Here is a 21028-nt window from a genome sequence, read left to right on the forward strand (position 1 = left end):
CTCTCCGGAGGTTCAACGCATGCTCGGGCTGGTAAAGACCGCATTGCTCAAGCCGTACACATTTATCGTGTTGGCGATTTTCATCTGCATCATCGGGCCACTGGCGGCCCTGCGTACCCCCACCGACGTGTTTCCCGACATCGGCATCCCGGTGGTCGCGGTGGTCTGGCAGTACAACGGCCTGTCCCCCGAGGACATGGCCGGCCGGGTGATCTACACCTACGAACGCTCCCTGAGCACCACGGTCAACGACATCGAACATATCGAGTCGCAATCGCTGCCCGGCATGGGCATCGTCAAGATCTTCTTTCAACCGGGAGTGGACATCCGCACCGCCAACGCCCAGGTGACGGCGGTCTCGCAGACCGTGCTGAAACAGATGCCACCGGGTATCACCCCGCCGCTGATCCTCAACTACAGCGCCTCGACGGTGCCGATCCTGCAGATGGCGTTTTCCAGCCCGACCCTGTCGGAAGCGAAGATCCGCGACCTGGTACAGAACAACATCCGCCTGCCGCTGACCGCCGTTCCCGGCCTGGCGATCCCCACGCCGATGGGCGGCAAGCAACGCCAGATCACCCTTGACCTCGATCCCCAGGCGCTGGCCGCCAAGGGTCTGTCGGCCCAGGACGTGGGCAATGCCCTGGCCGCGCAGAACCAGATCATTCCGGTGGGCACCGCCAAACTCGGCCCCTACGAATACACGGTGCTGCTGAACAACAGCCCGAAAGTCATCGAGGAACTCAACGACCTGCCGATCAAGACCGTCGACGGCGCCCTGATCACCATCGGCCAGGTCGCCCACGTGCGTGACGGCTCGCCGCCGCAGACCAATATCGTGCGGGTCGATGGTCGCCGCGCGGTACTGATGCCGGCGATGAAGAACGGCAATATCTCCACCCTGTCGATCGTCGACGGCATCCGCAACATGCTGCCGCTGATCAACGAAACCCTGCCGCCGGAACTCAAGACCTCGCTGCTGGGCGACGCCTCGGTGTTCGTCAAGCAGTCGGTGGGTAGCGTCGCCCGCGAAGGGATCATCGCCGCCCTGCTGACCAGTGCGATGATCCTGCTGTTCCTCGGCAGCTGGCGCTCGACCCTGATCATCGCCGCCTCGATTCCCCTCGCGGTGCTCTCGGCCATCGCCCTGCTCGCGGCCACCGGCCAGACCCTCAACGTCATGACCCTGGGCGGGCTGGCGCTGGCGGTGGGGATCCTGGTGGACGATGCCACGGTAACTATCGAGAACATCAACTGGCACCTGGAACAAGGCAAGGCGGTGAAGGACGCGATCCTCGACGGCGCCAGGCAGATCGTCGGCCCGGCCTTTGTCTCGCTGCTGTGTATCTGCATCGTGTTCGTGCCGATGTTCATGCTCCAGGGCATTGCCGGCTTCCTGTTCCGGCCGATGGCCCTGGCGGTGATCTTCGCCATGGCCTCCTCTTTCATCCTCTCGCGGACCCTGGTCCCGACCCTGGCGATGTTCCTGCTCAAGCCCCATGTCGTCGAAGGCGGTGCCGGCCATCATCCCGAGGATGAATTCATCAACCATCACGAAGGCGAGCAGCACGCCCGCCCACGCAATGCGCTGCTGCAGGGCGTATTGAATTTCCAGCAGGGTTTCGAACGCGGCTTCTCCAGCGTGCGGGACGTCTATCATGGCCTGCTGACCCTCGCCCTGGGCTGCCGCAAACGTTTCCTGCTGGGTTTCCTGGCCTGCGTGCTGGCGTCCTTCGCCTTGTTGCCGAGCCTGGGCCAGGACTTCTTCCCGGCCACCGACGCCGGCGCCCTGGCCTTGCATGTGCGCCTGCCGCTGGGCACGCGGATCGAGGAAAGCGCGGCGGCCTTCGACCGCATCGAAGCACGCATCCGCGAGATCATTCCCGCCGAGGAACTGGACAATATCGTCGACAACATCGGTATCCCGCTGAGCGGCATCGACATGGCCTATAGCAGCAGCGGCACCATCGGCCCGCAGGACGGCGATATCCAGGTCACCCTCAAGGCGGACCACCAGCCGACCGCCGACTACGTGAAGAAACTGCGCAGCGCCCTGCCGGAAAGCTTCCCCGGCAGCCACTTCGCCTTCCTCCCGGCAGACATCAGCAGCCAGATCCTCAACTTCGGTGCCCCGGCGCCGCTGGATGTGAAGATCTCCGGACGCAGTGCCGAGGAGAACCGCGTGTTCGCCCTCGAACTGCAACGACGCCTGCAACATGTGCCGGGCATCGCCGACCTGCGAATCCAGCAGTCGGTGGGTTATCCATCGTTGCAGGTCAAGGTCGACCGGATGCGCGCCAAGGGCCTGGGCATCACCGAGCGTGACGTGACCAACAGCATGGTCGCCTCCCTGGCCGGCAGTTCCCAGGTAGCGCCGACCTTCTGGCTCAACCCGGCCAACGGCGTGTCCTACGGCGTGGTCGCGGCCACCCCGCAATACCGTCTCGACAGCCTGCCGTCGCTGGAAGCCTTGCCGGTCACCGGCAGTAACGGCCAGTCGCAGATCCTCGGCGGCCTGGCAACCATCAGCCGGGTGCAGAGCCCGGCGGTGGTCACCCACTACAACATCCAGCCGACCCTGGATATCTACGCCAGCGTCCAGGGCCGCGACCTCGGTTCGGTGGCCCATGACATCCAGAAGATCCTCGACGATGCCTCGTCGCTCCGGCCCAAGGGCGCGATTGTCAGCCTGCATGGCCAGATCGACGCCCTGCATGAAGCCTTCAGTGGCCTGAGCTTCGGCCTGCTCGGTGCCGTGGTGCTGATCTACCTGCTGATCGTGGTCAACTTCCAGTCCTGGGTCGACCCGTTCGTGATCATCACCGCCCTGCCCGCGGCCCTGGCCGGGATTGTCTGGATGCTGTTCCTCAGCGGCACCTCGCTGTCGGTCCCGGCATTGACCGGGGCCATCCTGTGCATGGGCGTGGCCACCGCCAACTCGATCCTGGTGGTGAGTTTCTGTCGCGAACGCCTGGCCGAGCACGGCGATGCCCTCAAGGCCGCGCTGGAAGCCGGCTATACCCGTTTCCGCCCGGTGTGCATGACCGCCCTGGCGATGATCATCGGCATGTTGCCGCTGGCCATTTCCGAAGAACAGAACGCCCCCCTCGGACGCGCCGTGATCGGCGGTCTGATCCTGGCGACCACTGCCACTCTATTGTTCGTCCCCGTGGTGTTCAGCCTGGTGCACGGACGTCACCCTACTCGCGCCGTTGCTGGAGAAAGTACCCATGACTGATCGCAAACCCTCAGGCAAACGCCTGCTCTACATGGGCGTTGGCGGCCTGACCCTGGCCGCCCTGCTGGTGGCCAACGGGATTGCCGCGCGAACCCGCCATGAACAGGCGGTGACCGCCTGGACCGAAACCGCCGCCGTGCCCCTGGTCAGTGTGTTCCAGCCCAGGCAGAACGCCGCCGGCGACACCCTGCGCCTGCCCGCCCACCTCGAGGCCTGGAGCAAGGCACCGATCCATGCACGGGTCAGCGGTTACCTGAAGGAGTGGAACAGCGATATCGGCAGCCAGGTCCAGGCCGGCCAGGTGCTGGCCCGGATCGACAGCCCGGACCTCGACCAGCAGGTCGCCCAGGCCCATGCCCATATGCTCCAGGAACAGGCCAATGCGCGCCTGGCGCAAACCACCGCGACCCGTTGGAAAAACCTGGTGAGCACCCACTCGGTCTCGCAACAGGAAGCCGATGAGAAGAGCTCCAACGCTGCGGCCGCCCAGGCCAATGCCGAAGCCGCCCAGGCCGACTACGCCCGACTGTCGGCGCTGGAGGCCTACAAGACCATCCGCGCGCCGTTTGCCGGCACCATTACCGCGCGCAACACCGATATCGGCCAGTTGATCAAGGCCGACAGTGACAGCGACCCGGAACTGTTCGATATCGCCGACACCCACCAGTTGCGTCTCTACGTGCCGATCCCGCAGAACTACGCCAGCGTGATCCGTCCCGGCCTGCAGGTGCGGTTGAGCGTGCCGGAGCATCCGGGCAAGACTTTTACCGCGCGCCTGGTGGGCAACTCGACCGCCGTCGATTCGCGCTCCGGCACCCTGCTGGCACAGTTCGTCGCCGACAACCCGGACAACGCCCTGCTGCCCGGCGACTACGCCGAAGCGACCATCCCGATCCCCGCCGACACCCATGGGGTGAGCATTCCCGCCAGCGCCCTGATCTTTCGATCCGCCGGTACCCAGGTGGCGGTCATGGACACGCAGCAGCATGTGCACCTGCGCGATATCCATATCGGCCTCGATCTCGGTGAACGCCTGGTCATCGACCAGGGGCTGAAGCCGGCCGATACCGTGATCGACAACCCGCCGGATGCGCTGCGCGAAGGCGACCAGGTCAAGCTTGCCGACGCCGGAGGCCAGCATGTCCCCAAGGCTTAAGCGCAGCGCCTGGCTGCTGTTGATCGCCAGCTTGCAGGGCTGCTCGCTGGCGCCAACCTACAAGCCACCACGGATCGACCTGCCGGAGCACTACCGCGAGCAGACCAGCGACGGCCCGTGGCACCTGGCCAGGCCCGGCAATCAGTTGTCCGGGCAATGGTGGCTGCTGTTCCAGGATGAGCACCTGAACGACCTGCAACAGCGGCTGCTCAAGGCCAACCCGGACCTCGCCGCCGCCCTCGCCCACTATGACGGCGCCCAGGCCTTCGCCAGCCAGTTGCATGCCGGGCTGTTCCCGCAGATCACCGCCAGCGCGCAACCCGAACGCCAGCGACAGTCGGACACGCGACCGCTGCGCGGCAGTACCCAGCCGTCGGTGTACAACAGCAACACGGCGGGTTTCGCCCTGAACTTCGACCTCGACCTGTGGGGCCGGATCCGCAACCAGGTCGCCGCCGGCGATGCCCAGGCCCAGGCTTCGGGCGACGACCTGGCGGTGGCCCGACTGAGCCTGCAACAGCAACTGGCGACCTTGTATATCCAGCTCAACGGCCTGGATGCCCAGAGCCGGATTCTCTCCAGTTCGCTGGACGACTACAGCCAGGCCCTGCAACTGACCCGTGACCGGTATGAAGGCAAGATCGCGTCCGAACTGGACCTGACCCGCGCCCAGAGCCAACTGGCCGAGGCCGAGGCCCAGCTGGATGAAGTGCGCGGTCAGCGCAACCTGGCCGAGCATGCGATTGCCGAATTGGTGGGTGAGTCGGCGAGCGATTTCCAACTGGCGCCGACCGTGCAGATCCTGGCGATTCCCAAAGTGCCGGCTGCCTTGCCCAGTAACCTGCTGCAACGCCGTGCGGATATCGCCGCCGCCGAGCGCCGGGTGTTTGCCGCCAACGCCGGGATCGGCGTGGCCAAGGCAGCCTGGTACCCGGACTTCAGCCTGACCGGCCTGCTCGGCGGACAGACCCAGGGGGTCGGCAACCTGCTCTCGGCCGGCAATCGCTATTGGGCGCTGGGGCCGCTGGTCAACCTGCCGATCTTTGACGGCGGTCGGCTCGATGCCCAGGAACAGCAGGCCAGGGCCGAGTTCGAGGAAGCTTCGGCGCAGTACCGCAGCCATGTGCTGCGGGCCGTGCGGGAAGTCGAGGACAACCTGGCGCAACTGCGCGACCTGCAACAGGAGGCGCAGGATGAACAGGCCGCCGTGAACGCCGCGCAGCATACCCAGACCCTGGCGATGAACAGCTACCAGGCCGGAGCCGTGAACTACCTCGACGTGGTCACCGCGCAGACCGCCGCCTTGCAGGCGCAGCGGCAGTTGCAGGCCCTGCAGACCCGGCAGTTGCAGGCCAGCGTGGGGTTGATGGCGGCGCTGGGAGGTGGCTGGCAACCGGACGCCTGAGTTGAGCGTTCCCACGTTCGCGGCGTGGGAACGCCCATCACCCAGGCCGGGTGCACGGCAGAGCACCTGGGGACCTGCCTGCACACGACCTCAACAGGCGCAGGCAATCCCGTCCCGGGGTTGCGCCGGCGCCTCTCCCGCCAGGGCAAAGCCCTCGTCCAGCCAACCGGTCAGCCCGCCGATCATCTCTTTCACGGAATACTCCAGTGCGGCCAGCTTCAACGCCGCACGCTGGGCGCCGTTACAATGAGGCCCCGCGCAATACACCACGAACAAGGTGCCTTTCGGGTAGTGCGCGAGGAACCCGGCGGTCATCAGCCGGTGCGGGATATTGATCGCCCCCGGCACATGCCCACGGGCGAAGGCGGCTTCGCCGCGCACATCCACCAGGACAAAATCGACCTCGCCGCCTTGCTGGCTGGCCTGTACGTCAGAGCAATCGGTTTCGAACGTCAGGCGACTGCTGAAATGCATCAGGGCAATCGCCGAAGGCGCCGCGGGGATACTGCGAACCAGGCTGGTCATGGTGTGAACCTTTTCAATCGGTGGGTGTGGAAATACTTTATCCAGCCCGGTGTTATCGCTACAGTGGCGGACAAGACACTCACTGGTAAGTTTCCGCCAAATGCCTGTTTTCCCCGGTCTGGTTGCGATCCTGGCCTACGATGGCCTCTGCACCTTCGAATTCGGTATCGCCGTGGAGATCTTCGGCCTGCCGCGTCCGGAGTTCGACTTCCCCTGGTATGAGCACCGGATCGTCGGTGTCGACCCCGGCCCGATGCGCGCCATGGGCGGCATCCAGGTGCTCGCCGATGGCGGCCTGGAAACGCTGGAAGATGCCCGCACGCTGATCGTGCCCGGCTGGCGCAGCCGCAGCGAGCCGCCGCCGGCCGCATTGCTCGAAGCCCTGCAACGGGCCCATGCCCGTGGTACGCGGATCGTCTCGATCTGTTCCGGGGTCTTCGTGCTGGCCGCCGCCGGGTTGTTGAATGGCCGCCAGGCGACCACCCACTGGCGATACACGCAGGAGCTCTCCGAGCGCTTCCCCGCCATCGAAGTGAATCCCGACGTGCTTTACGTCGATGCCGGGCAGGTCATCACCTCGGCCGGCAGCGCGGCCGGTATCGACGCCTGCCTGCACCTGGTGGCCCGGGATTTCGGCACCCAGGTGGCCAATACCGTGGCCCGGCGCCTGGTGATGTCGCCCCAGCGCAGCGGAGGCCAGGCGCAGTTCATTCCCGCGCCGGTCGGCCGGACCCCGCGCAATGATCTGTCGTTGATCATGCAGTGGGCCCGCGAACGTCTGCATGAACCACTGGAAGTGCGCCAGCTCGCCAGCCAGGCGGCCATGAGCGAACGCACCTTCCTGCGCCGCTTCAGCGAAGCCACTGGCATCACCCCAAAGACCTGGCTGCAGCAGGAACGGCTGGCCAGGGCCCGGGAATTGCTGGAAAGTGGCGACGAAAGCAGCGATCGTATCGCCGAGCGATGCGGTTATCGCTCCGTCGAGAGTTTCCGCGTGGCCTTTCGCAGCGTGGTGGGCCTGCCCCCATCGGTTTATCGCGAACGCTTCGGGCGGGCGCAAAAATCTTGAACAGCACCGAGATCCCTACCCCATGGATACCCAGCACCTGATGTATGCCGGCCCCCTGATTTCCCTCGCCCTGCTCTGGGCGGTCGCCGTGGTGACGCCCGGCCCGAACTTCTTCACCACCGCCCAGCTCGCCGCCGGCAATTCGCGCAAGCATGGCGTGGCCTGTGCCCTTGGCGTCGCCACCGGCACGGTGCTCTGGGGGCTGGCCGGTGGCCTGGGTATCAAGTCGTTGTTTACCGCGGCGCCGGCCCTGTACCTGATCCTGAAGATCGCCGGCGGCGCTTACCTGGTCTATCTCGGCGTGAAGCTGTTCCTGCGCCGGCAACCGACCGTGGCCGGGCAGCAACCGACCCTCGGCGAACCGCGCCGCAGCCTGGGTTACGCCTACATGCGCGGTCTGCTGGGCAACATGACCAACCCCAAGTCGGCGCTGTTCGTCGCGACGATCTTCGCCACCACCATGCCCAGCTCCCCCCCGGCGCCGTTGCTGGCGATGGCCGTCGCGACCATGGCGAGCCTATCCTTCTGCTGGTATTGCAGCGTCGCCCTGGTGTTTGCCAGCACGCGTATGTCGGCGTTCTACAGTCGCTGCCGCAAGGGTCTGGACCGCTTCGCCGGCACCTGCTACCTGCTGTTCGGCGCCCACCTGATGGCCAATCGCTGAATCAGGATTGCAGCAACTCGCCGTCCACCGCGTCGCCGATCTTCAGGAAATGTCCGCCGGCGACGTGGTGCAAGGTCCGCAAGGCGTCATGCCCTTCGAAATGCCAACGGCCCTCGCTGAACACCCGTGAGTCGGCCTGGGCCGCGATCACTTCGGCGAGGAACAGGTCGTACTGTTCATGGTTGCGTGGCTCCGGCAACAACCGGCACTCCAGCCAGGCCACGCAGCCCTCCAGCATCGGTGCAGCGATTTTCTCGCCGGTAAAGGTTTCCAGGCCGTAGGCATCGAACTTGTCGCGACTGTGACTCTGGGTCAGCTCAAGGCCGGAAGTGGTGCCCACGGTCTGAACGATATCGGCCTGGGCGACACAGGGCACGTTCACCACGAAGGTTCCCGAAGCTTCCAGCAGGCGTCGGGTCCAGGTCGATTTGTCGACCACCACCGCGATCTTCGGTGGCTCGAAATCCAGCGGCATGGCCCAGGCGGCCGCCATGATATTGCGCTGGCCGTCGTGGGCGGCGCTGACCAGTACGGTCGGGCCGTGATTGAGCAGGCGGTAGGCTTTGGACAACGGCACGGCAAGACGATGGGCGGCGGACATGGACGAGGATTCCTGGCAAGGGTACAGAGCGAGCATCCTAGGCGAGCGCGCCGGGGAAGCACAGCCCCCCTCGATCCAGACGCCCTGACATTCATCTTGCGCCGATATCCCTGCGTCACCACCACAGCGTCAACATGACGTTAAAGATCTCCGATTTTTACCAACCTGAACTTCTGGCTTGCCGTTCCAGCATAGGGCCAGCCGATAATGTCGGTATTATCGGCCGTATTCGACCCTTTCACCTCCATTACATGGCCATAGGATCTATTTTCGATATACATATAACCATTACCCGCATTCTTGAAAAACCAATAAAAGGCAGAAAAACTGATTGGGGATGCCTGATATTCAGCATATATATTATTTCCGCTGACCTGGCGGATCGCCAACTGAGGCATTTTTCCGTTGCGCATCAAATAGGCATCGTTGCTCAGGGGGCTGATACTCCAGGTGGACTCCGCAGCGCTGCTATCCTGATACAACCTGACATTACGAGAATCCGGGTCGTTTCCGCTCAAAGACATGCTAACCAGCTTGCTGCCACTTAAATGGGTGTAAATCTTGTAGACGCCCTGCTGGATTTTTACAGGCGACCCTGGGGCGCCCTGAATTGCCTGCTCAGGGTTTTCACGATCATCTGGGGTATGTTCATCTTGCATGACAGTGCTCCTTGTTATTGTGCCCGAGAGATAGTTACTGAATATCTTGGTCACGAGTTACAAGTCGATCTACTGTCAGAAATGACAGGTTTATAGACAGTTTCCGAATAGCACGTAGTATCTTTCCCTATAACTGGCCCACTCCTGCCAATTCGACCGCAAGAGTCGGAGTGTTCGCGCCCCGTCAGCTCGCCAGACTGCCGGTTCCGCAGACAGTTCGAGGCCACCTCATCATGCACAGCCGAATACGCGCCCTGGATTGGCAGGCGATCCGCGACGACCTGGACCAGCAAGGCAACGCGCTGCTGCCCAGCCTGCTCAGTCCCGAAGAATGCCAGGAACTGGCGGCCCTTTACCCGCGCAAGGAGGTATTTCGTTCGCGGGTAGTCATGGCCCGCCACGGTTTCGGCCAGGGTGAATACCAGTATTTCGCCTACCCGTTGCCGGACCCCGTGCAGCAACTGCGCACGGCGCTTTATCCGCCGCTGGCGCTGATCGCCAATGACTGGAACCAGCGCATGCAGGTCGCCACTATCTTTCCCGTGACCCACCCGGCGCTGCTCCAGCATTGCCATGAAGCCGGCCAGCAACGTCCTACACCGCTACTGCTGCAATATGACGCCGGGGACTACAACTGCCTGCATCAGGACCTGTATGGCGAGCAGGTGTTTCCCTTGCAGGTGGCGATACTGCTGTCGCGTCCGGGAGATGACTTCAGTGGCGGCGAGTTCGTCCTGACCGAACAACGTCCGCGTATGCAGAGCCGCCCACAGGTGGCACCGCTGAAACAGGGCGACGCACTGATCTTTGCCGTGTCGCAACGACCGGTGCAGGGCAGTCGCGGTTCCTATCGGGTCAACATGCGCCATGGTGTCAGCCGCGTGCACACGGGTCGACGGCATACCCTGGGCATCATCTTTCATGACGCCACCTGACATCCTGCTCACAAACAGTAGAATTCAACCGCAAGACTCGGAGTTTTCCGGTCTCGTAGCGCCCTTAAGCTGAGCGAGAACTGAATCTTCCGATAGGAGAGCACCATGAATACTTCGATCCAGGCAACCCCGGTGGAACGCGATCCACGCTGGCAGGCCGTGCTGACGCGCGACGCCAGTGCCGATGGCGACTTTGTCTATGGCGTGCGCACCACGGGCGTGTATTGCCGGCCCAGCAGTGGCGCCCGCCGGCCCCGGCCGGAGAATGTCGAATTCTTCGACACGGCCGAGCAGGCCGAGGCCGCCGGCTACCGGCCCAGCCGCCGCGCCGCCGCCGACCAGACCTCGGCCAATGAGCAGCACGTGGCCCTGGTGACCCGTGCCTGCCAGTTGATCGAGGCGTCGGACAGCACGCCTTCGCTCAATCCCCTGGCGGAACAACTGGGCCTGAGTCCGTTTCACTTCCACCGGGTGTTCAAGTCGGTCACCGGCCTGACGCCCAAGGCCTACGCAGCGGCCCACCGGGCTGGCAAGCTGCGGGCGCAACTGGCCCGCGGCGGTTCGGTCACCGAGGCCCTGTACGAGGCCGGCTTCAATGCCAGCAGCCGTTTCTACGAAGCTTCCAACGGCGTGCTCGGCATGAAACCCTCCGACTACCGCGCCGGCGGCGCCAATACCGCCATACGCTTTGCCATCGGCCAGTGCTCCCTCGGCGCGATCCTGGTGGCACAGAGCGAGCGCGGCGTTTGCGCGATCCTCCTCGGCGATGATCCGGATGCCTTGGCCAGGGACCTGCAGGACAAGTTCCCCCAGGCCCATTTCATCGGCGGCGACGGCGAGTTCGAGCAACTGGTGGCCAAGGTGGTGGGCTTTATCGAGGCGCCGGCCATCGGCCTCGACCTGCCACTGGACCTGCGCGGCACAGCCTTCCAGGAACGGGTCTGGCAGGCATTGCGCAGCATTCCGGTGGGCAGTACCGCGAGTTATGCCGAGATCGCCCGGATGATCGGCGCGCCGACCTCCTTCCGCGCCGTGGCCCAGGCCTGCGGCGCCAACAGCCTGGCGGTGGCGATCCCCTGCCATCGGGTGGTGCGCAGCGATGGCGAGTTGTCCGGTTATCGCTGGGGGGTGGAACGCAAGCGGCAGTTGCTGGACCGCGAAGCCCGTTGACACGACAAGGTCGCGCCGCCGACCCGGCGCGACCGGCCCGGGAACCGCGATTGCGCCGGATCGCTTTCTCATGAAACATCGCGGGTAAAGATTGCAAGCTAACGATCTCCCCCTTTACCCTTCCCCACCCACCCGCGCATGTCCAAGGCTTCCGCTTCAATGTCTTCCGTATTAAGCGTTCTGCTGCCCATCTTTGCCCTGATCCTGGTCGGTTTCATCTGCCGTCGCACCAATCGCCTGGGGCCCAACGCGGCCTCCGAGATCAATCGCATGGTGGTCTGGCTGTGCCTGCCGGCCTTGCTGTTCAAGGCCACGGCGACAGCCACCTGGGAGCAGATCTGGCACCCGGGTTTTGTCCTTGCGTTCACTCTCGGTACGCTGGCGATGTTTGTCCTGACCCTGTTGCTGCGCTGGCGCAAGGCCGGGCATTTCGCCGATGCGAGCATCGACGCCCTCAGTGCGTCCTATGCCAATACCGGCTATATCGGCATTCCGCTGTGCGTGATGGTGCTGGGTCAGAATGGTCTGGAACCGGCATTGATCGCCTCCCTGCTGGTGGTCTGCGTACTGTTCGGACTGGCCCTGGTGTGTATCGAGATCGGCCTGCAGACCGAGCGTCAGGTGCATCGGATCATCTTCAAGGTACTGCTGGCCCTGGCGAAAAACCCGCTGGTGGTGTCACCGCTGCTCGGCGCGCTGTGGGCCTGGGGCGGCGCGCCGTTGCCGGCACCGTTCGAGAAGTTCCTCGGCCTGCTGGGCGCCGCGACCATTCCGTGCGCGCTGATTTCCCTCGGGCTGTTCCTCGCCCACAAGCAACAGGGCCCTCGTCAGGGCGTGACACTGCTGGTGCTGATCAAGCTGATCGCCCACCCGCTGCTGACCTGGTTCCTTGCCTTCAAGGTCTTCCACCTGCCACCGCTGTGGGCCAATTCGGCCCTGTTGCTGAGTGCCCTGCCCACCGGCACCGGGCCGTTCATGCTGGCCGAGTACTACAAGCGCGAAGCCTCGGTGGTATCGAGCGCGATCCTGATTTCCACCCTGGGATCGCTGGTGACCCTGTCGATCTGCCTCTACCTGATCGGCAACTGACGACCACGTCCCGGCCACTGTCGAGACTGAACAAGGCCCATCAGGCTTGCGACATCGCTTGCGCCTCATCGGACAAGCGGATGCCTGGCAATCGCTGGAGTCGCCCCATCAGCACGTGATTGAACGCCAGAGTGGCGGCGGAGAAAGAGCGACCGCGGCGCCAGCGCAATGCCGCGATACGACTCAGGTCGCCGTGGTCGATTTGCCGCACCTCAAATCGCTCGACGTCATCGATGGCCAGCGGACTGGCAATGATCGCCCAATCGCCTCGGTCAACCAGCCGCACCAGTGAATCGACGTTGGCCGCTTCTACACGTACATCCAACGGCAGTCCGGCTCGCGAGAACGCCGAGTCGATTTGCCGTCGCATGGCAAAGTTGCGATTGAGCAAGGCCAACCGCATGCCTGCCAACTCTTGCATCGAAACGCGCGCACCGCCACTGTCGTTATCCGCGCGCAGGCGGATCAGCGCCAGGACCTCTTCGAACAGCGTGCACTGGCTGATGTCGGGACTGGACAGGTTGGAAAACGCCAGACCAATGTCGATCTCGTTTTCAATCAGCGCCCTGTCGATCTGCGCAGCGGGCATTTCTTCAATCGAGACTTTCAGTTCCGGGTGAGCGACCAGCAGTTCGGCGACCGCCGGAATCACCAGCGCCCGTGAGTAGGTGTCGATGGCCCCGATCCGCAACCGTCCCTTCACTTCCCTCGATAACCCGTGCACCGAAGCCAGGGCCGTGTCCAGATCCTCGAGCAACGGCTCCACCAGGCCAAACAGCTCGATACCCGCCGGCGTCAGGGCCACGCCGCGCCCGACCCGATCCAGCAGCTGCACGCCCATCAAGCCCCTCAATTCACGTAGATGCTGCGACAGCGCCGGCTGGGTCAGATGCAGCAGGTCGGCGGCCCGGGTCACGCTGCCCAGGCGGGCGGTGGCAATAAAACTGCGCAGCAGGCGAAGGTCGATAGCGGCGGTATTCATAAGGCAGCCTTATATTTCAGCAAGACAGACATAATTTTATTATGCGGTGCACGCTTGCTTAAATGAAGCCTCACCTGCCGTTCGAGAGAAAGTCGCCATGCCCCACATCGTCGTTGAAAGCACGGCCGGACTTTTAAGCCGCCTGGATTTCATGCAGATCATGCACACGATCCATATCGACCTCGCCGCGACCGGCCATGCGCAGTTGGGCGATTTCAAGAGTCGCGTTCATGCCTGCCACGCGGCACTGGCCGGCAACGATCCGCACGCGGAATTCGTGATTGCCAGGCTGATCACCACCAACCCCCGCCCCAGGGAAGTCCAGCGGCAAATGGCGCAGATCATCCACGACCGCCTGGTGGCGGCGATCAACGCATTCGATAGCCCTTTCTGGTGGCAATGCTGCGTATTCATCGAAAGTGCCGAGCGCTCTTCCTACCTGAAAACCGATTCGCGACAACAGAGCGGCCTGACATTCAACGCCGCGCCGATTTCCTGACCTACGCCCCTCTTGGAAAGTCGTCATGACATACAACTCGAATAATTCGTCATTCTCCAGCGATCCCTTGCTCCCACCCCAAGACGGCAGCCCGGATACCGTCTTGCCTCCCAGCGAGCCGTCCCGGCGACTGGACCCGGTGTACCTGCGTATCACCTGGCGCTTGATGCCGGTGTTGCTGCTGGCTCAGGTCCTGGCGTTTCTCGATCGAGTCAACGTCGGCACGGCAAAATTGCAGATGGCGACCGACCTGCAACTCAGTGCCAGTGCCTATGGACTCGGCGCCGGGATTTTTTTCCTCGGTTACTTCCTCTTCGAAGTGCCGAGCAATCTGCTGTTGCACCGCCTGGGCGCGCGGGGATGGATCGCCCGCATCATGCTGACCTGGGGACTGGTCTCGGCCGCTGCCATGTTTATCCAGACACCGACAGCTTTCTATCTCCAGCGTTTCTTTCTCGGTGTGGCCGAGGCCGGTTTCTTTCCTGGGGTGATCCTGTACCTGACCTATTGGTTTCCGGCACAGCGGCGTGGCCGCATGACCACCCTGTTCATGACAGCCAGCGCGCTGGCGGGAGTGATCAGTGGCCCGGTCTCGGGTTGGATCATGTCGGTGACGGACGGAGCCCACGGCCTGGCAGGCTGGCGCTGGATGTTCCTGGTCGAGGGGCTGCCATCGGTACTGGTGGCGGGCCTGGTCTACTGGCTGCTGCCAAGCACGCCCAAGCAGGCCGCCTGGTTGTCGAGTGAAGAAAAAGCCCTGCTGCTGAACGACCTGGCCACGCCCGACCGCCAACCACATGCCCATCGCTTCAAGGAACTGCTCAACCCCATCACCCTGATGTTTTCACTGATCTATTTTCTGCTGCTGATGGGGTTGTACGGGATCAATTTCTGGCTGCCCACGATCATCAAGGGCGCTGGCGTCAATGACACGCTGACCATCGGCTGGCTATCGGCAATCCCGTACCTGTGCGCGGCGGTGGCGATGAATCTGGTGGCACGCAGTGCCGACAGGACCCGCCGCTGGGGCCTGCATGTGGGACTCGCGGCATTGGTCGCCAGCGCGGGCTTCCTCGTCACGGTCCTCAGCGACCAGCAGATGGTCCTGTCGCTGTTCGGCCTGACGCTGGCCAGCGCCGGCATCCTGTCCGCATTGCCGCTGTTCTGGAACCTGCCCACCCAACGCCTGAACGGTGTGGCGGCCGCAGCCGGCATTGCGTTCATCAACTCCGTAGGCAACCTTTCCGGGTTTGTCGGCCCCAGCGTCATGGGCTGGCTGATCGACCGAAGCCAACACACCGGCACCGCCATCGTGTTCCTGAGTGTCACGGCGCTGCTGGCGGGCCTGCTGACGCTGGGCCACGGCGCGAACAACAGGCCCGCACGCACCCCAGCATTCAAACCGATGTCGTGACAGTGCCTTGTCACGCCCAACCCCGAGGCAACCCCATGAAACCGAACGACTCGACCACCGACGCCCAGCACCTGCCCGAAAATCCCCAGCGGCGGACCTTCATCCAGCAGGCCGGGGCCGGGGCGGCCATTCTCGCGGCCGGCACGTTGATATCTCCGGCAATGGCGGCGACGGGCAGCACCGCCGCCGGCAAGGCGCGAAGCGGCGAAGGCCGGTTCTGGCCCGCCGATGCCCGCCTGGTGGTGTCGGTGTCCATGCAGTTCGAAGCCGGTGGCCAACCGCCAAAAGGCACTGACAGCCCCTTCCCCCGCGTCGACTTTCCCGACAGCGTCCCCTCGGACGCAGCCACCAATACCTGGTTCGCCTACGGCTACCGGGAGGGTATCCCACGGATGCTGGACCTCTGGGATCGTCATGGGGTCAAGGTCACCTGCCACATGATCGGCGAGGCCGCCCGACATCATCCCGAACTGGCCCGGGAGATCGTCAGGCGCGGTCACGAAGCGGCGGGGCACGGGCCACGCTGGAGTTCGCAATACGCCATGAGCCGTGACGAAGAGCGACTGTTCCTGCAACAGGCGCGGGACATGATCGAAGAGGTCACCGGCCAGAAACCCGTCGGCTACAACTGCAACTGGCTGCGACGCGGCCCGAACACCCTGGCGCTGCTCCAGGAACTCGGCTACCTCTACCATATCGACGATCTCAGTCGCGACGAACCCTTTATAGAGCCCGTGAACGACAAGGATTTCGTGGTGGTGCCCTATACCCTGCGCAACAACGACATCCTCCTGATCGAAGGTCGCAACTACTCGCCGAGCCAGTTCCTGGAACAGGTCAAGCTCGACTTCGACCAGCTTTACGAAGAAGGCAGCACGCGCCGTCGGATGATGTCCATCAGCGCCCACGACCGCATCAGCGGCTCACCCCAGATGGTCAGGGTCTGGGATGAGTTCCTGAAATACGCCAACAGTCATCATGGGGTGAAGTTCATGCGCAAGGATGAAATCGCTCGCTACACCCTGGGCAGCCCGCTTTCGTTCAGGGAAACCGAGACGATCTGAGGCTTGCGCGCGGCAACGGGCGAGCGCGTTCAGATCGGGCGCCGCTCGGCCTCCAGGGATTTCCACAACTCGCGCATGGTCGGGTTGGCATTGGCCACCGAACAATAGGAACGGATTTCCAGGTCGGCGCTCCAGGCCGGGCCGCCGGCGCGGACCAGCGTGCCCTTGTGCAACTCGTCGAGCACCGCGCTCTCGGGCAGCCAGGTGATGCCGTAGCCTTCCTGGGCCATCTTCATCAGCAGCATGGCCATGTCGGCTTCATAGCAGCGGTTCAGTTCGCAGGGGCTGTCGGCGTTTTTCAGGATCACCTCCACCACCCGCCCGAGAAAGGTCGTGGCGGTGTAGGCCAGGTAAGGCAACGGCGCGCTCTTCTTGCCGGGCAAGGCATACAGCGGCGCCCCGCGCTTGTCCGGCGCCGACACCGGGATGAACGAGTCATGCCCGAGGGTCAGGCTGATGAACTTCTCCGGGTCGAGCAGGATCGGCGCCTGGGGATGGTGATAACCGATCATCAGGTCGCAGCCGCCTTCCGCCAGCGCGATGACCGCGTCATGGATATTGGCCGCCACGACCCGGGCATTGAAGCCGGCGTTGCCGCGCTGGAAGCGCATCAGCCACTTGGGCAGGAAGGTCATCGACAGGCTGTGCCCGGCCGCGACCTGGATCGAACGCCCGGGCATGCGGTCGCCATGGCGCAGGGTCGAGCGCAGTTCCATGAGGTCGGCGAGGGTTTCCCGGCCCTGCTCGCAAAAAGTCCGGCCCGCCGGGGTCAGTTGCACCGGATAGGTGCCGCGATCCACCAATTCCACCCCGACCCACTCCTCCAGGGAACGAATCCGCCGCGACAGCGCTGACTGGGTGATGCAGCGCACTTCAGCCGCGCGGGAAAAGTTCTTCAGTTCGGCAACCGCGAGGATGTCGTCTATCCACTTGATCTGCATGGTGGCTCCCGACGATGGCTATGGGGCGATGATGAGGACGGGTAGTCGGAGACAGGCGCCAGTGTCGGGCAATCAGCGCCGGCAAACTATTCCGATTACGCATGAGTGTATGGCATTTACTCATCATCGAGTCCCGCGGTCGCCCATAGACTGGCGACATCGGCCCTTGCCACACACAACAAGAACAAGCGGCCGCTGCTTCGACTTGCCCCTGCTGAAACCCCATCCAACGTGTCGCCACGTGATGAAAAAAACAACGATCTGTCCTTGAGGGTGTTCCTGTGAACAGCAAACGACTTCCAAAACAAATCGCCCTGGCGATTGTCCTCGGCATCCTGGTGGGCTGGGCGTGCCACCGCTACGCCGGCGACGCCAAGGCCGCCAGGGAACTGGCCGGCTATTTCAGCCTGGTGACCGATATCTTCCTGCGCATGATCAAGATGATCATCGCCCCGCTGGTATTCGCCACCCTGGTGGGCGGGATCGCCAGCATGGGCAGCTCGCGCTCCGTGGGCCGGATCGGCCTGAAGGCGATGACCTGGTTTGTCAGCGCCTCGGTGCTGTCCCTGCTGATCGGCATGTTGCTGGTGAATCTGTTCCAGCCCGGTGCGGGCCTCAACCTGCAAGTACAGGCCGGCGCGGCCGCGGTACCAGTGAATATCGGCGACTTCAGCCTCAAGACCTTTATCGGCCACGTGTTTCCCCGCAGCATCGCCGAAGCCATGGCCAACAACGAGATCCTGCAGATCGTGATCTTCTCGCTGTTCTTCGGCTTTGCCCTGTCCTTCCTCAAAAAACAGGGCCACAGCGGCATCGGCAACCTGGTGGATGAACTGGCGAAAATCATGTTCCGCATCACCGACTATGTGATGTGTTTCGCGCCCATCGGCGTGTTCTGCGCCATTGCCGCCGCAATCACCACCGAGGGTCTTGGCCTGTTGCTGGACTACGGCAAGCTGATCGGTGAGTTCTACCTCGGCATCCTGCTGCTCTGGGCCCTGCTGTTCGGTGCCGGCTACCTGTTCCTCGGCCGTTCGGTATGGCGCCTGGGCAAGCTGATCCGCGAACCGGTCTTGCTGGCCTTCTCCACCGCCAGCAGCGAATCGGCCTATCCCAAGACCATCGAGGCCCTGGAGAAATTCGGCACGCCCAAGCGCGTTTCCAGCTTTGTATTGCCCCTGGGTTATTCGTTCAACCTCGACGGTTCGATGATGTACCAGGCCTTCGCGATCATGTTTATCGCCCAGGCCTACAACATCGACCTGAGCTTCACCCAGCAGGCACTGATCCTGTTGACCCTGATGGTCACCAGCAAGGGCATGGCCGGCGTGGCCCGGGCCTCGGTGGTGGTGGTTGCCGCGACCCTGCCGATGTTCAACCTGCCCGAGGCCGGCCTGTTGCTGATCATCGGCATCGACCAGTTCCTCGACATGGGCCGTACCGCGACCAACATCGTCGGCAACAGCATCGCCACCGCCGTGGTGGCGAAGATGGAAGACGGCGCGCAAACGGACACGCCCGCCGATACCCCCGTTCGCAGCGCACCCACCGTATCGTCCCTGGCTTGAGTCTGGTCATCATGAAAGCAAACAACTCCAGCACACCCGGCAAGACCTTCGGCATCGTCGGGGGCCTCGGCTCGCTGGCCGGAGGCGACCTGTTCTTCAAGCTGATCAGGAGCCGTTCGGTACTGGCCGACCAGGGCCGCTATCACTTTCTGTTCGAGCAACACCCGTTCAAGGATGTGCTGCTGCCACTGGACCGCGACGCCAGCATGAGCTCACGCAAGTTCTATGCGTTCCAGATGTGCCAGTCCCTGGAGAGTGGCGGTGCCGATGCCATTCTGCTGCCGTGCTTTGCCAGCCATACCTTTCGCGAGGAGATCCAGGCCGAGCTGGACATCCCGGTATTCGACCTGCTCGGCGCGTTGCGCCAGCAGGTCGAGCGGACATTGCCCCGGGGCAGCCGGCTGGGCGTGCTGACCTCGGACTATGTGCGCCATGGCGGGTTGTTCGAGCGCTACTTCGGCGCCGACCATGAACTGGTCTATCCCGGCGATGCCACTCAGGCCCGCCTGATGGACGCCATGTACGGTGTCGACGGGATCAAGGATGGCTGTTTCGACGGACCGCCCCTGGAACACCTGCACCAGGCCTGCCTGGAACTGCTGGAGCAGGACGTGGCGCTGATCCTGCCAGGCATGACCGAGCTGTCGCTGGTCAGCCTCGATCTGCAACGCCGCGGCGTTCCGTTGCTCGATGCCAACCAGCTCTACGCCGACTACGCGACCCGGGCCAGCGACCAGGGTCCGCCGCCGCGGTTCAAGCTGGGCATCGTCGGCGGTGTCGGCCCGGCGGCGACGGTCGACTTCATGGCCAAGGTGATCCGGCACACACCGGCGGACAAGGATCAGGACCATATCAGGATGGTGGTCGAGCAGAACCCGCAGATTCCCGACCGCACCGCCAACCTGCTGCACCAGGCCACCGACCCGAGCATGGCGCTGTACGCCACCTGCAAACGCCTGGAGCAGGAAGGCGCCCACGCCATCGCCATTCCCTGCAACACCGCCCATGCCTTTGTCGAGCGCATCCAGCCTTACCTGCGCACGCCGATCATCAATATGCTCAGCGAGACCGTCCGCCATATCGCCGATCGGCATGGCGCGGGGAAAATCGTCGGCTTGCTCGCCACTTCAGGCACCCTGCAGAGTCGTGTCTACCATGAGGTTGCGCAGCAGCTGGGGCTGCGGCTGATCGAGCCCGAACCTGCGGTGCAGGCGCTGGTCATGGCGGCCATCTATGGCGAACGGGGCGTCAAGGCCGGGTACACCGACGGCCTTTGCCGCGAGCAGTTGCTCGAAGCCGCCGACCATTTGTGCCAGGCCGGGGCCTCGGTGCTGATTCTCGGGTGCACCGAACTGCCCCTGATCCTGCCCCATGCCGAGCGGTTTGCCCTGGACAGCGGCGTGGTCAGCCTGATCGACCCGACCACCCTGCTCGCCCGATGCTGCGTGCGCCAGGCACTGGCCTGCGAGTCGCAACCCGAAGCCTGAGCCGTCAGGCGGGCCGGTCTTTCTCCAGCAACCAGTCGCGGGTGTCCTTGAGTAGTTCGTCGGCCATCAGCGGATCGTCACACACCCGCGCCAGCACCATGGCACCGACCATCGCCGCCCAGTTGCCGGTGGCGGCGCGGCGTTTTTCCCCGGCCGTGGCGCCGGGCAGGCCTTCGCTCAGGCGGGCGATCTGGCGCCGGATGCTGCTGCTCATCTGCGCCCGCGCCTCGGGGGCCTGGCGGCTGGTTTCCGAGGCCAGGCCGGCCATCGGACAACCGCCGGCACAGTCTTCGCGGTGCGCGGCACTCAGGTACTGCGTGACATAAGCCGCCACATCGGCTCCCGCCGGCGGCGCCGTGGAAAACACATGGGCCAGGGACTGGGCCACCAGATCGTCCTTCGAGGCGAAATATCCGTAGAAACCGCCATGGGTCAAGCCCGCGGCCTTCATCACCTGCGCGACCGTGACCGCCTCATAGCCGTGGGCCCGAAACAGCCGGCTGGCGGCCTCGAGGATATTCACGCGGTTTTGCGCAACCTGCTCGCGACTGACTTTCATCCG

At 63.9% G+C, this 21028-nt stretch carries 19 protein-coding genes; 13 read left to right on the top strand and 6 right to left on the bottom strand.

Translation table 11 applies throughout. The features are described from left to right. Positions 1–19: 19 nt before the first annotated feature. The 3 genes from HX881_RS04590 to HX881_RS04600 are packed head-to-tail and all read left to right on the top strand — an operon-like array spanning position 20 to position 5799. Positions 20–3238 (top strand): efflux RND transporter permease subunit, encoded by a 3219-nt coding sequence (locus tag HX881_RS04590; RefSeq protein ID WP_177083097.1) that lies wholly within the window; start codon positions 20–22, stop codon positions 3236–3238. Then, a complete protein-coding gene (locus HX881_RS04595) occupies positions 3231–4394 on the top strand; it encodes an efflux RND transporter periplasmic adaptor subunit (protein WP_177083099.1) in 1164 nt (387 codons plus the stop codon). The genes HX881_RS04590 and HX881_RS04595 overlap by 8 nt, the downstream gene beginning before the upstream one ends. Then, positions 4378–5799 (top strand): efflux transporter outer membrane subunit, encoded by a 1422-nt coding sequence (locus tag HX881_RS04600; RefSeq protein ID WP_103032472.1) that lies wholly within the window; start codon positions 4378–4380, stop codon positions 5797–5799. The genes HX881_RS04595 and HX881_RS04600 overlap by 17 nt, the downstream gene beginning before the upstream one ends. 90 nt (positions 5800–5889) lie before the next feature. Here HX881_RS04600 and HX881_RS04605 read toward each other — a convergent pair whose 3' ends face one another. Continuing rightward, entirely contained in the window at positions 5890–6324 is a 435-nt protein-coding gene (locus HX881_RS04605; protein ID WP_017126068.1) for a rhodanese-like domain-containing protein, read from the bottom strand. A 100-nt stretch (positions 6325–6424) separates the two neighbouring features. Between HX881_RS04605 and ftrA the strand changes: the two genes are divergently transcribed. Next, positions 6425–7393 carry a transcriptional regulator FtrA gene (ftrA, locus tag HX881_RS04610; protein WP_177083101.1) on the top strand — a complete coding sequence of 323 codons (969 nt, stop codon included), beginning with the start codon at positions 6425–6427 and terminating at the stop codon, positions 7391–7393. 22 nt (positions 7394–7415) lie between these two features. After that, entirely contained in the window at positions 7416–8057 is a 642-nt protein-coding gene (locus HX881_RS04615; RefSeq protein WP_177083103.1) for a LysE family transporter, read from the top strand. Between the two features lies 1 nt (position 8058). Here HX881_RS04615 and HX881_RS04620 read toward each other — a convergent pair whose 3' ends face one another. Both HX881_RS04620 and HX881_RS04625 read right to left on the bottom strand, forming a co-directional pair. Next, the gene (locus HX881_RS04620; protein WP_177083105.1) at positions 8059–8658 is read right to left on the bottom strand and encodes a flavin reductase family protein; all 600 of its coding nucleotides are present in this window, start codon (positions 8656–8658) and stop codon (positions 8059–8061) included. 140 nt (positions 8659–8798) lie between these two features. After that, on the bottom strand, positions 8799–9317 hold the full coding sequence (locus HX881_RS04625) for an RICIN domain-containing protein (protein WP_177083107.1): 519 nt from the start codon (positions 9315–9317) through the stop codon (positions 8799–8801). A 233-nt stretch (positions 9318–9550) separates the two neighbouring features. Between HX881_RS04625 and HX881_RS04630 the strand changes: the two genes are divergently transcribed. From HX881_RS04630 to HX881_RS04640, 3 genes are all read left to right on the top strand, one after another. Then, positions 9551–10252 carry a 2OG-Fe(II) oxygenase gene (locus tag HX881_RS04630; protein ID WP_177083109.1) on the top strand — a complete coding sequence of 234 codons (702 nt, stop codon included), beginning with the start codon at positions 9551–9553 and terminating at the stop codon, positions 10250–10252. Between the two features lie 105 nt (positions 10253–10357). Continuing rightward, positions 10358–11422: a bifunctional DNA-binding transcriptional regulator/O6-methylguanine-DNA methyltransferase Ada gene (gene ada / locus HX881_RS04635; RefSeq protein WP_177083111.1), complete on the top strand. Its 1065-nt coding sequence runs from the start codon at positions 10358–10360 to the stop codon at positions 11420–11422. Between the two features lie 159 nt (positions 11423–11581). After that, positions 11582–12511, top strand: coding sequence for an AEC family transporter (locus tag HX881_RS04640; protein WP_017126074.1), 930 nt, complete (start codon positions 11582–11584; stop codon positions 12509–12511). A gap of 40 nt (positions 12512–12551) precedes the next feature. Here HX881_RS04640 and HX881_RS04645 read toward each other — a convergent pair whose 3' ends face one another. After that, complete coding sequence (locus HX881_RS04645; protein WP_177083113.1) at positions 12552–13493, bottom strand: LysR substrate-binding domain-containing protein; 942 nt, start codon at positions 13491–13493, stop codon at positions 12552–12554. A gap of 97 nt (positions 13494–13590) precedes the next feature. On the opposite strand from HX881_RS04645, the gene HX881_RS04650 reads away from it, so the two are divergent. The 3 genes from HX881_RS04650 to HX881_RS04660 all read left to right on the top strand — a co-directional run bounded on the left by HX881_RS04650 (position 13591) and on the right by HX881_RS04660 (position 16470). Then, complete coding sequence (locus HX881_RS04650; protein WP_017126076.1) at positions 13591–13992, top strand: tautomerase family protein; 402 nt, start codon at positions 13591–13593, stop codon at positions 13990–13992. Positions 13993–14095: 103 nt separating this feature from the next. Continuing rightward, the gene (locus HX881_RS04655; RefSeq protein ID WP_246356438.1) at positions 14096–15406 is read left to right on the top strand and encodes an MFS transporter; all 1311 of its coding nucleotides are present in this window, start codon (positions 14096–14098) and stop codon (positions 15404–15406) included. Positions 15407–15441: 35 nt separating this feature from the next. Further along, entirely contained in the window at positions 15442–16470 is a 1029-nt protein-coding gene (locus HX881_RS04660) for a polysaccharide deacetylase family protein (RefSeq protein WP_177083117.1), read from the top strand. 29 nt (positions 16471–16499) lie between these two features. Here HX881_RS04660 and HX881_RS04665 read toward each other — a convergent pair whose 3' ends face one another. After that, positions 16500–17411 (bottom strand): LysR substrate-binding domain-containing protein, encoded by a 912-nt coding sequence (locus tag HX881_RS04665; RefSeq protein WP_103032468.1) that lies wholly within the window; start codon positions 17409–17411, stop codon positions 16500–16502. A 281-nt stretch (positions 17412–17692) separates the two neighbouring features. Here HX881_RS04665 and HX881_RS04670 point away from each other — a divergent pair, with 281 nt between their 5' ends. Together HX881_RS04670 and cuyB are read left to right on the top strand one after the other, a co-directional pair. Continuing rightward, the gene (locus HX881_RS04670; protein ID WP_177083119.1) at positions 17693–18979 is read left to right on the top strand and encodes a cation:dicarboxylate symporter family transporter; all 1287 of its coding nucleotides are present in this window, start codon (positions 17693–17695) and stop codon (positions 18977–18979) included. A gap of 11 nt (positions 18980–18990) precedes the next feature. After that, entirely contained in the window at positions 18991–20466 is a 1476-nt protein-coding gene (gene cuyB, locus HX881_RS04675) for a cysteate racemase (protein WP_177083121.1), read from the top strand. A 4-nt stretch (positions 20467–20470) separates the two neighbouring features. Here the strand turns inward: cuyB and HX881_RS04680 are convergent, their stop codons facing one another. Further along, positions 20471–21025, bottom strand: a complete 555-nt coding sequence (locus HX881_RS04680) for a TetR/AcrR family transcriptional regulator (protein WP_177083123.1) — start codon at positions 21023–21025, stop codon at positions 20471–20473. Positions 21026–21028 lie beyond the last annotated feature (3 nt).

Origin of the sequence: Pseudomonas gingeri, assembly GCF_013386115.1 — a bacterium.
Taxonomy (GTDB): domain Bacteria; phylum Pseudomonadota; class Gammaproteobacteria; order Pseudomonadales; family Pseudomonadaceae; genus Aquipseudomonas; species Aquipseudomonas gingeri.

Coding starts and splice junctions, on each gene's coding strand:
- HX881_RS04615 (WP_177083103.1), top strand. CDS start 7,416: ATGGATACCCAGCACCTGATGTATGCCGGCCCCCTGATTTCCCTCGCC.
- cuyB (WP_177083121.1), top strand. CDS start 18,991: ATGAAAGCAAACAACTCCAGCACACCCGGCAAGACCTTCGGCATCGTC.
- HX881_RS04600 (WP_103032472.1), top strand. CDS start 4,378: ATGTCCCCAAGGCTTAAGCGCAGCGCCTGGCTGCTGTTGATCGCCAGC.
- ada (WP_177083111.1), top strand. CDS start 10,358: ATGAATACTTCGATCCAGGCAACCCCGGTGGAACGCGATCCACGCTGG.
- HX881_RS04630 (WP_177083109.1), top strand. CDS start 9,551: ATGCACAGCCGAATACGCGCCCTGGATTGGCAGGCGATCCGCGACGAC.
- HX881_RS04680 (WP_177083123.1), bottom strand. CDS start 21,025: ATGAAAGTCAGTCGCGAGCAGGTTGCGCAAAACCGCGTGAATATCCTC.
- HX881_RS04640 (WP_017126074.1), top strand. CDS start 11,582: ATGTCTTCCGTATTAAGCGTTCTGCTGCCCATCTTTGCCCTGATCCTG.
- HX881_RS04660 (WP_177083117.1), top strand. CDS start 15,442: ATGAAACCGAACGACTCGACCACCGACGCCCAGCACCTGCCCGAAAAT.
- HX881_RS04620 (WP_177083105.1), bottom strand. CDS start 8,658: ATGTCCGCCGCCCATCGTCTTGCCGTGCCGTTGTCCAAAGCCTACCGC.
- HX881_RS04645 (WP_177083113.1), bottom strand. CDS start 13,493: ATGAATACCGCCGCTATCGACCTTCGCCTGCTGCGCAGTTTTATTGCC.
- HX881_RS04605 (WP_017126068.1), bottom strand. CDS start 6,324: ATGACCAGCCTGGTTCGCAGTATCCCCGCGGCGCCTTCGGCGATTGCC.
- HX881_RS04590 (WP_177083097.1), top strand. CDS start 20: ATGCTCGGGCTGGTAAAGACCGCATTGCTCAAGCCGTACACATTTATC.
- ftrA (WP_177083101.1), top strand. CDS start 6,425: ATGCCTGTTTTCCCCGGTCTGGTTGCGATCCTGGCCTACGATGGCCTC.
- HX881_RS04650 (WP_017126076.1), top strand. CDS start 13,591: ATGCCCCACATCGTCGTTGAAAGCACGGCCGGACTTTTAAGCCGCCTG.
- HX881_RS04595 (WP_177083099.1), top strand. CDS start 3,231: ATGACTGATCGCAAACCCTCAGGCAAACGCCTGCTCTACATGGGCGTT.
- HX881_RS04625 (WP_177083107.1), bottom strand. CDS start 9,317: ATGCAAGATGAACATACCCCAGATGATCGTGAAAACCCTGAGCAGGCA.
- HX881_RS04665 (WP_103032468.1), bottom strand. CDS start 17,411: ATGCAGATCAAGTGGATAGACGACATCCTCGCGGTTGCCGAACTGAAG.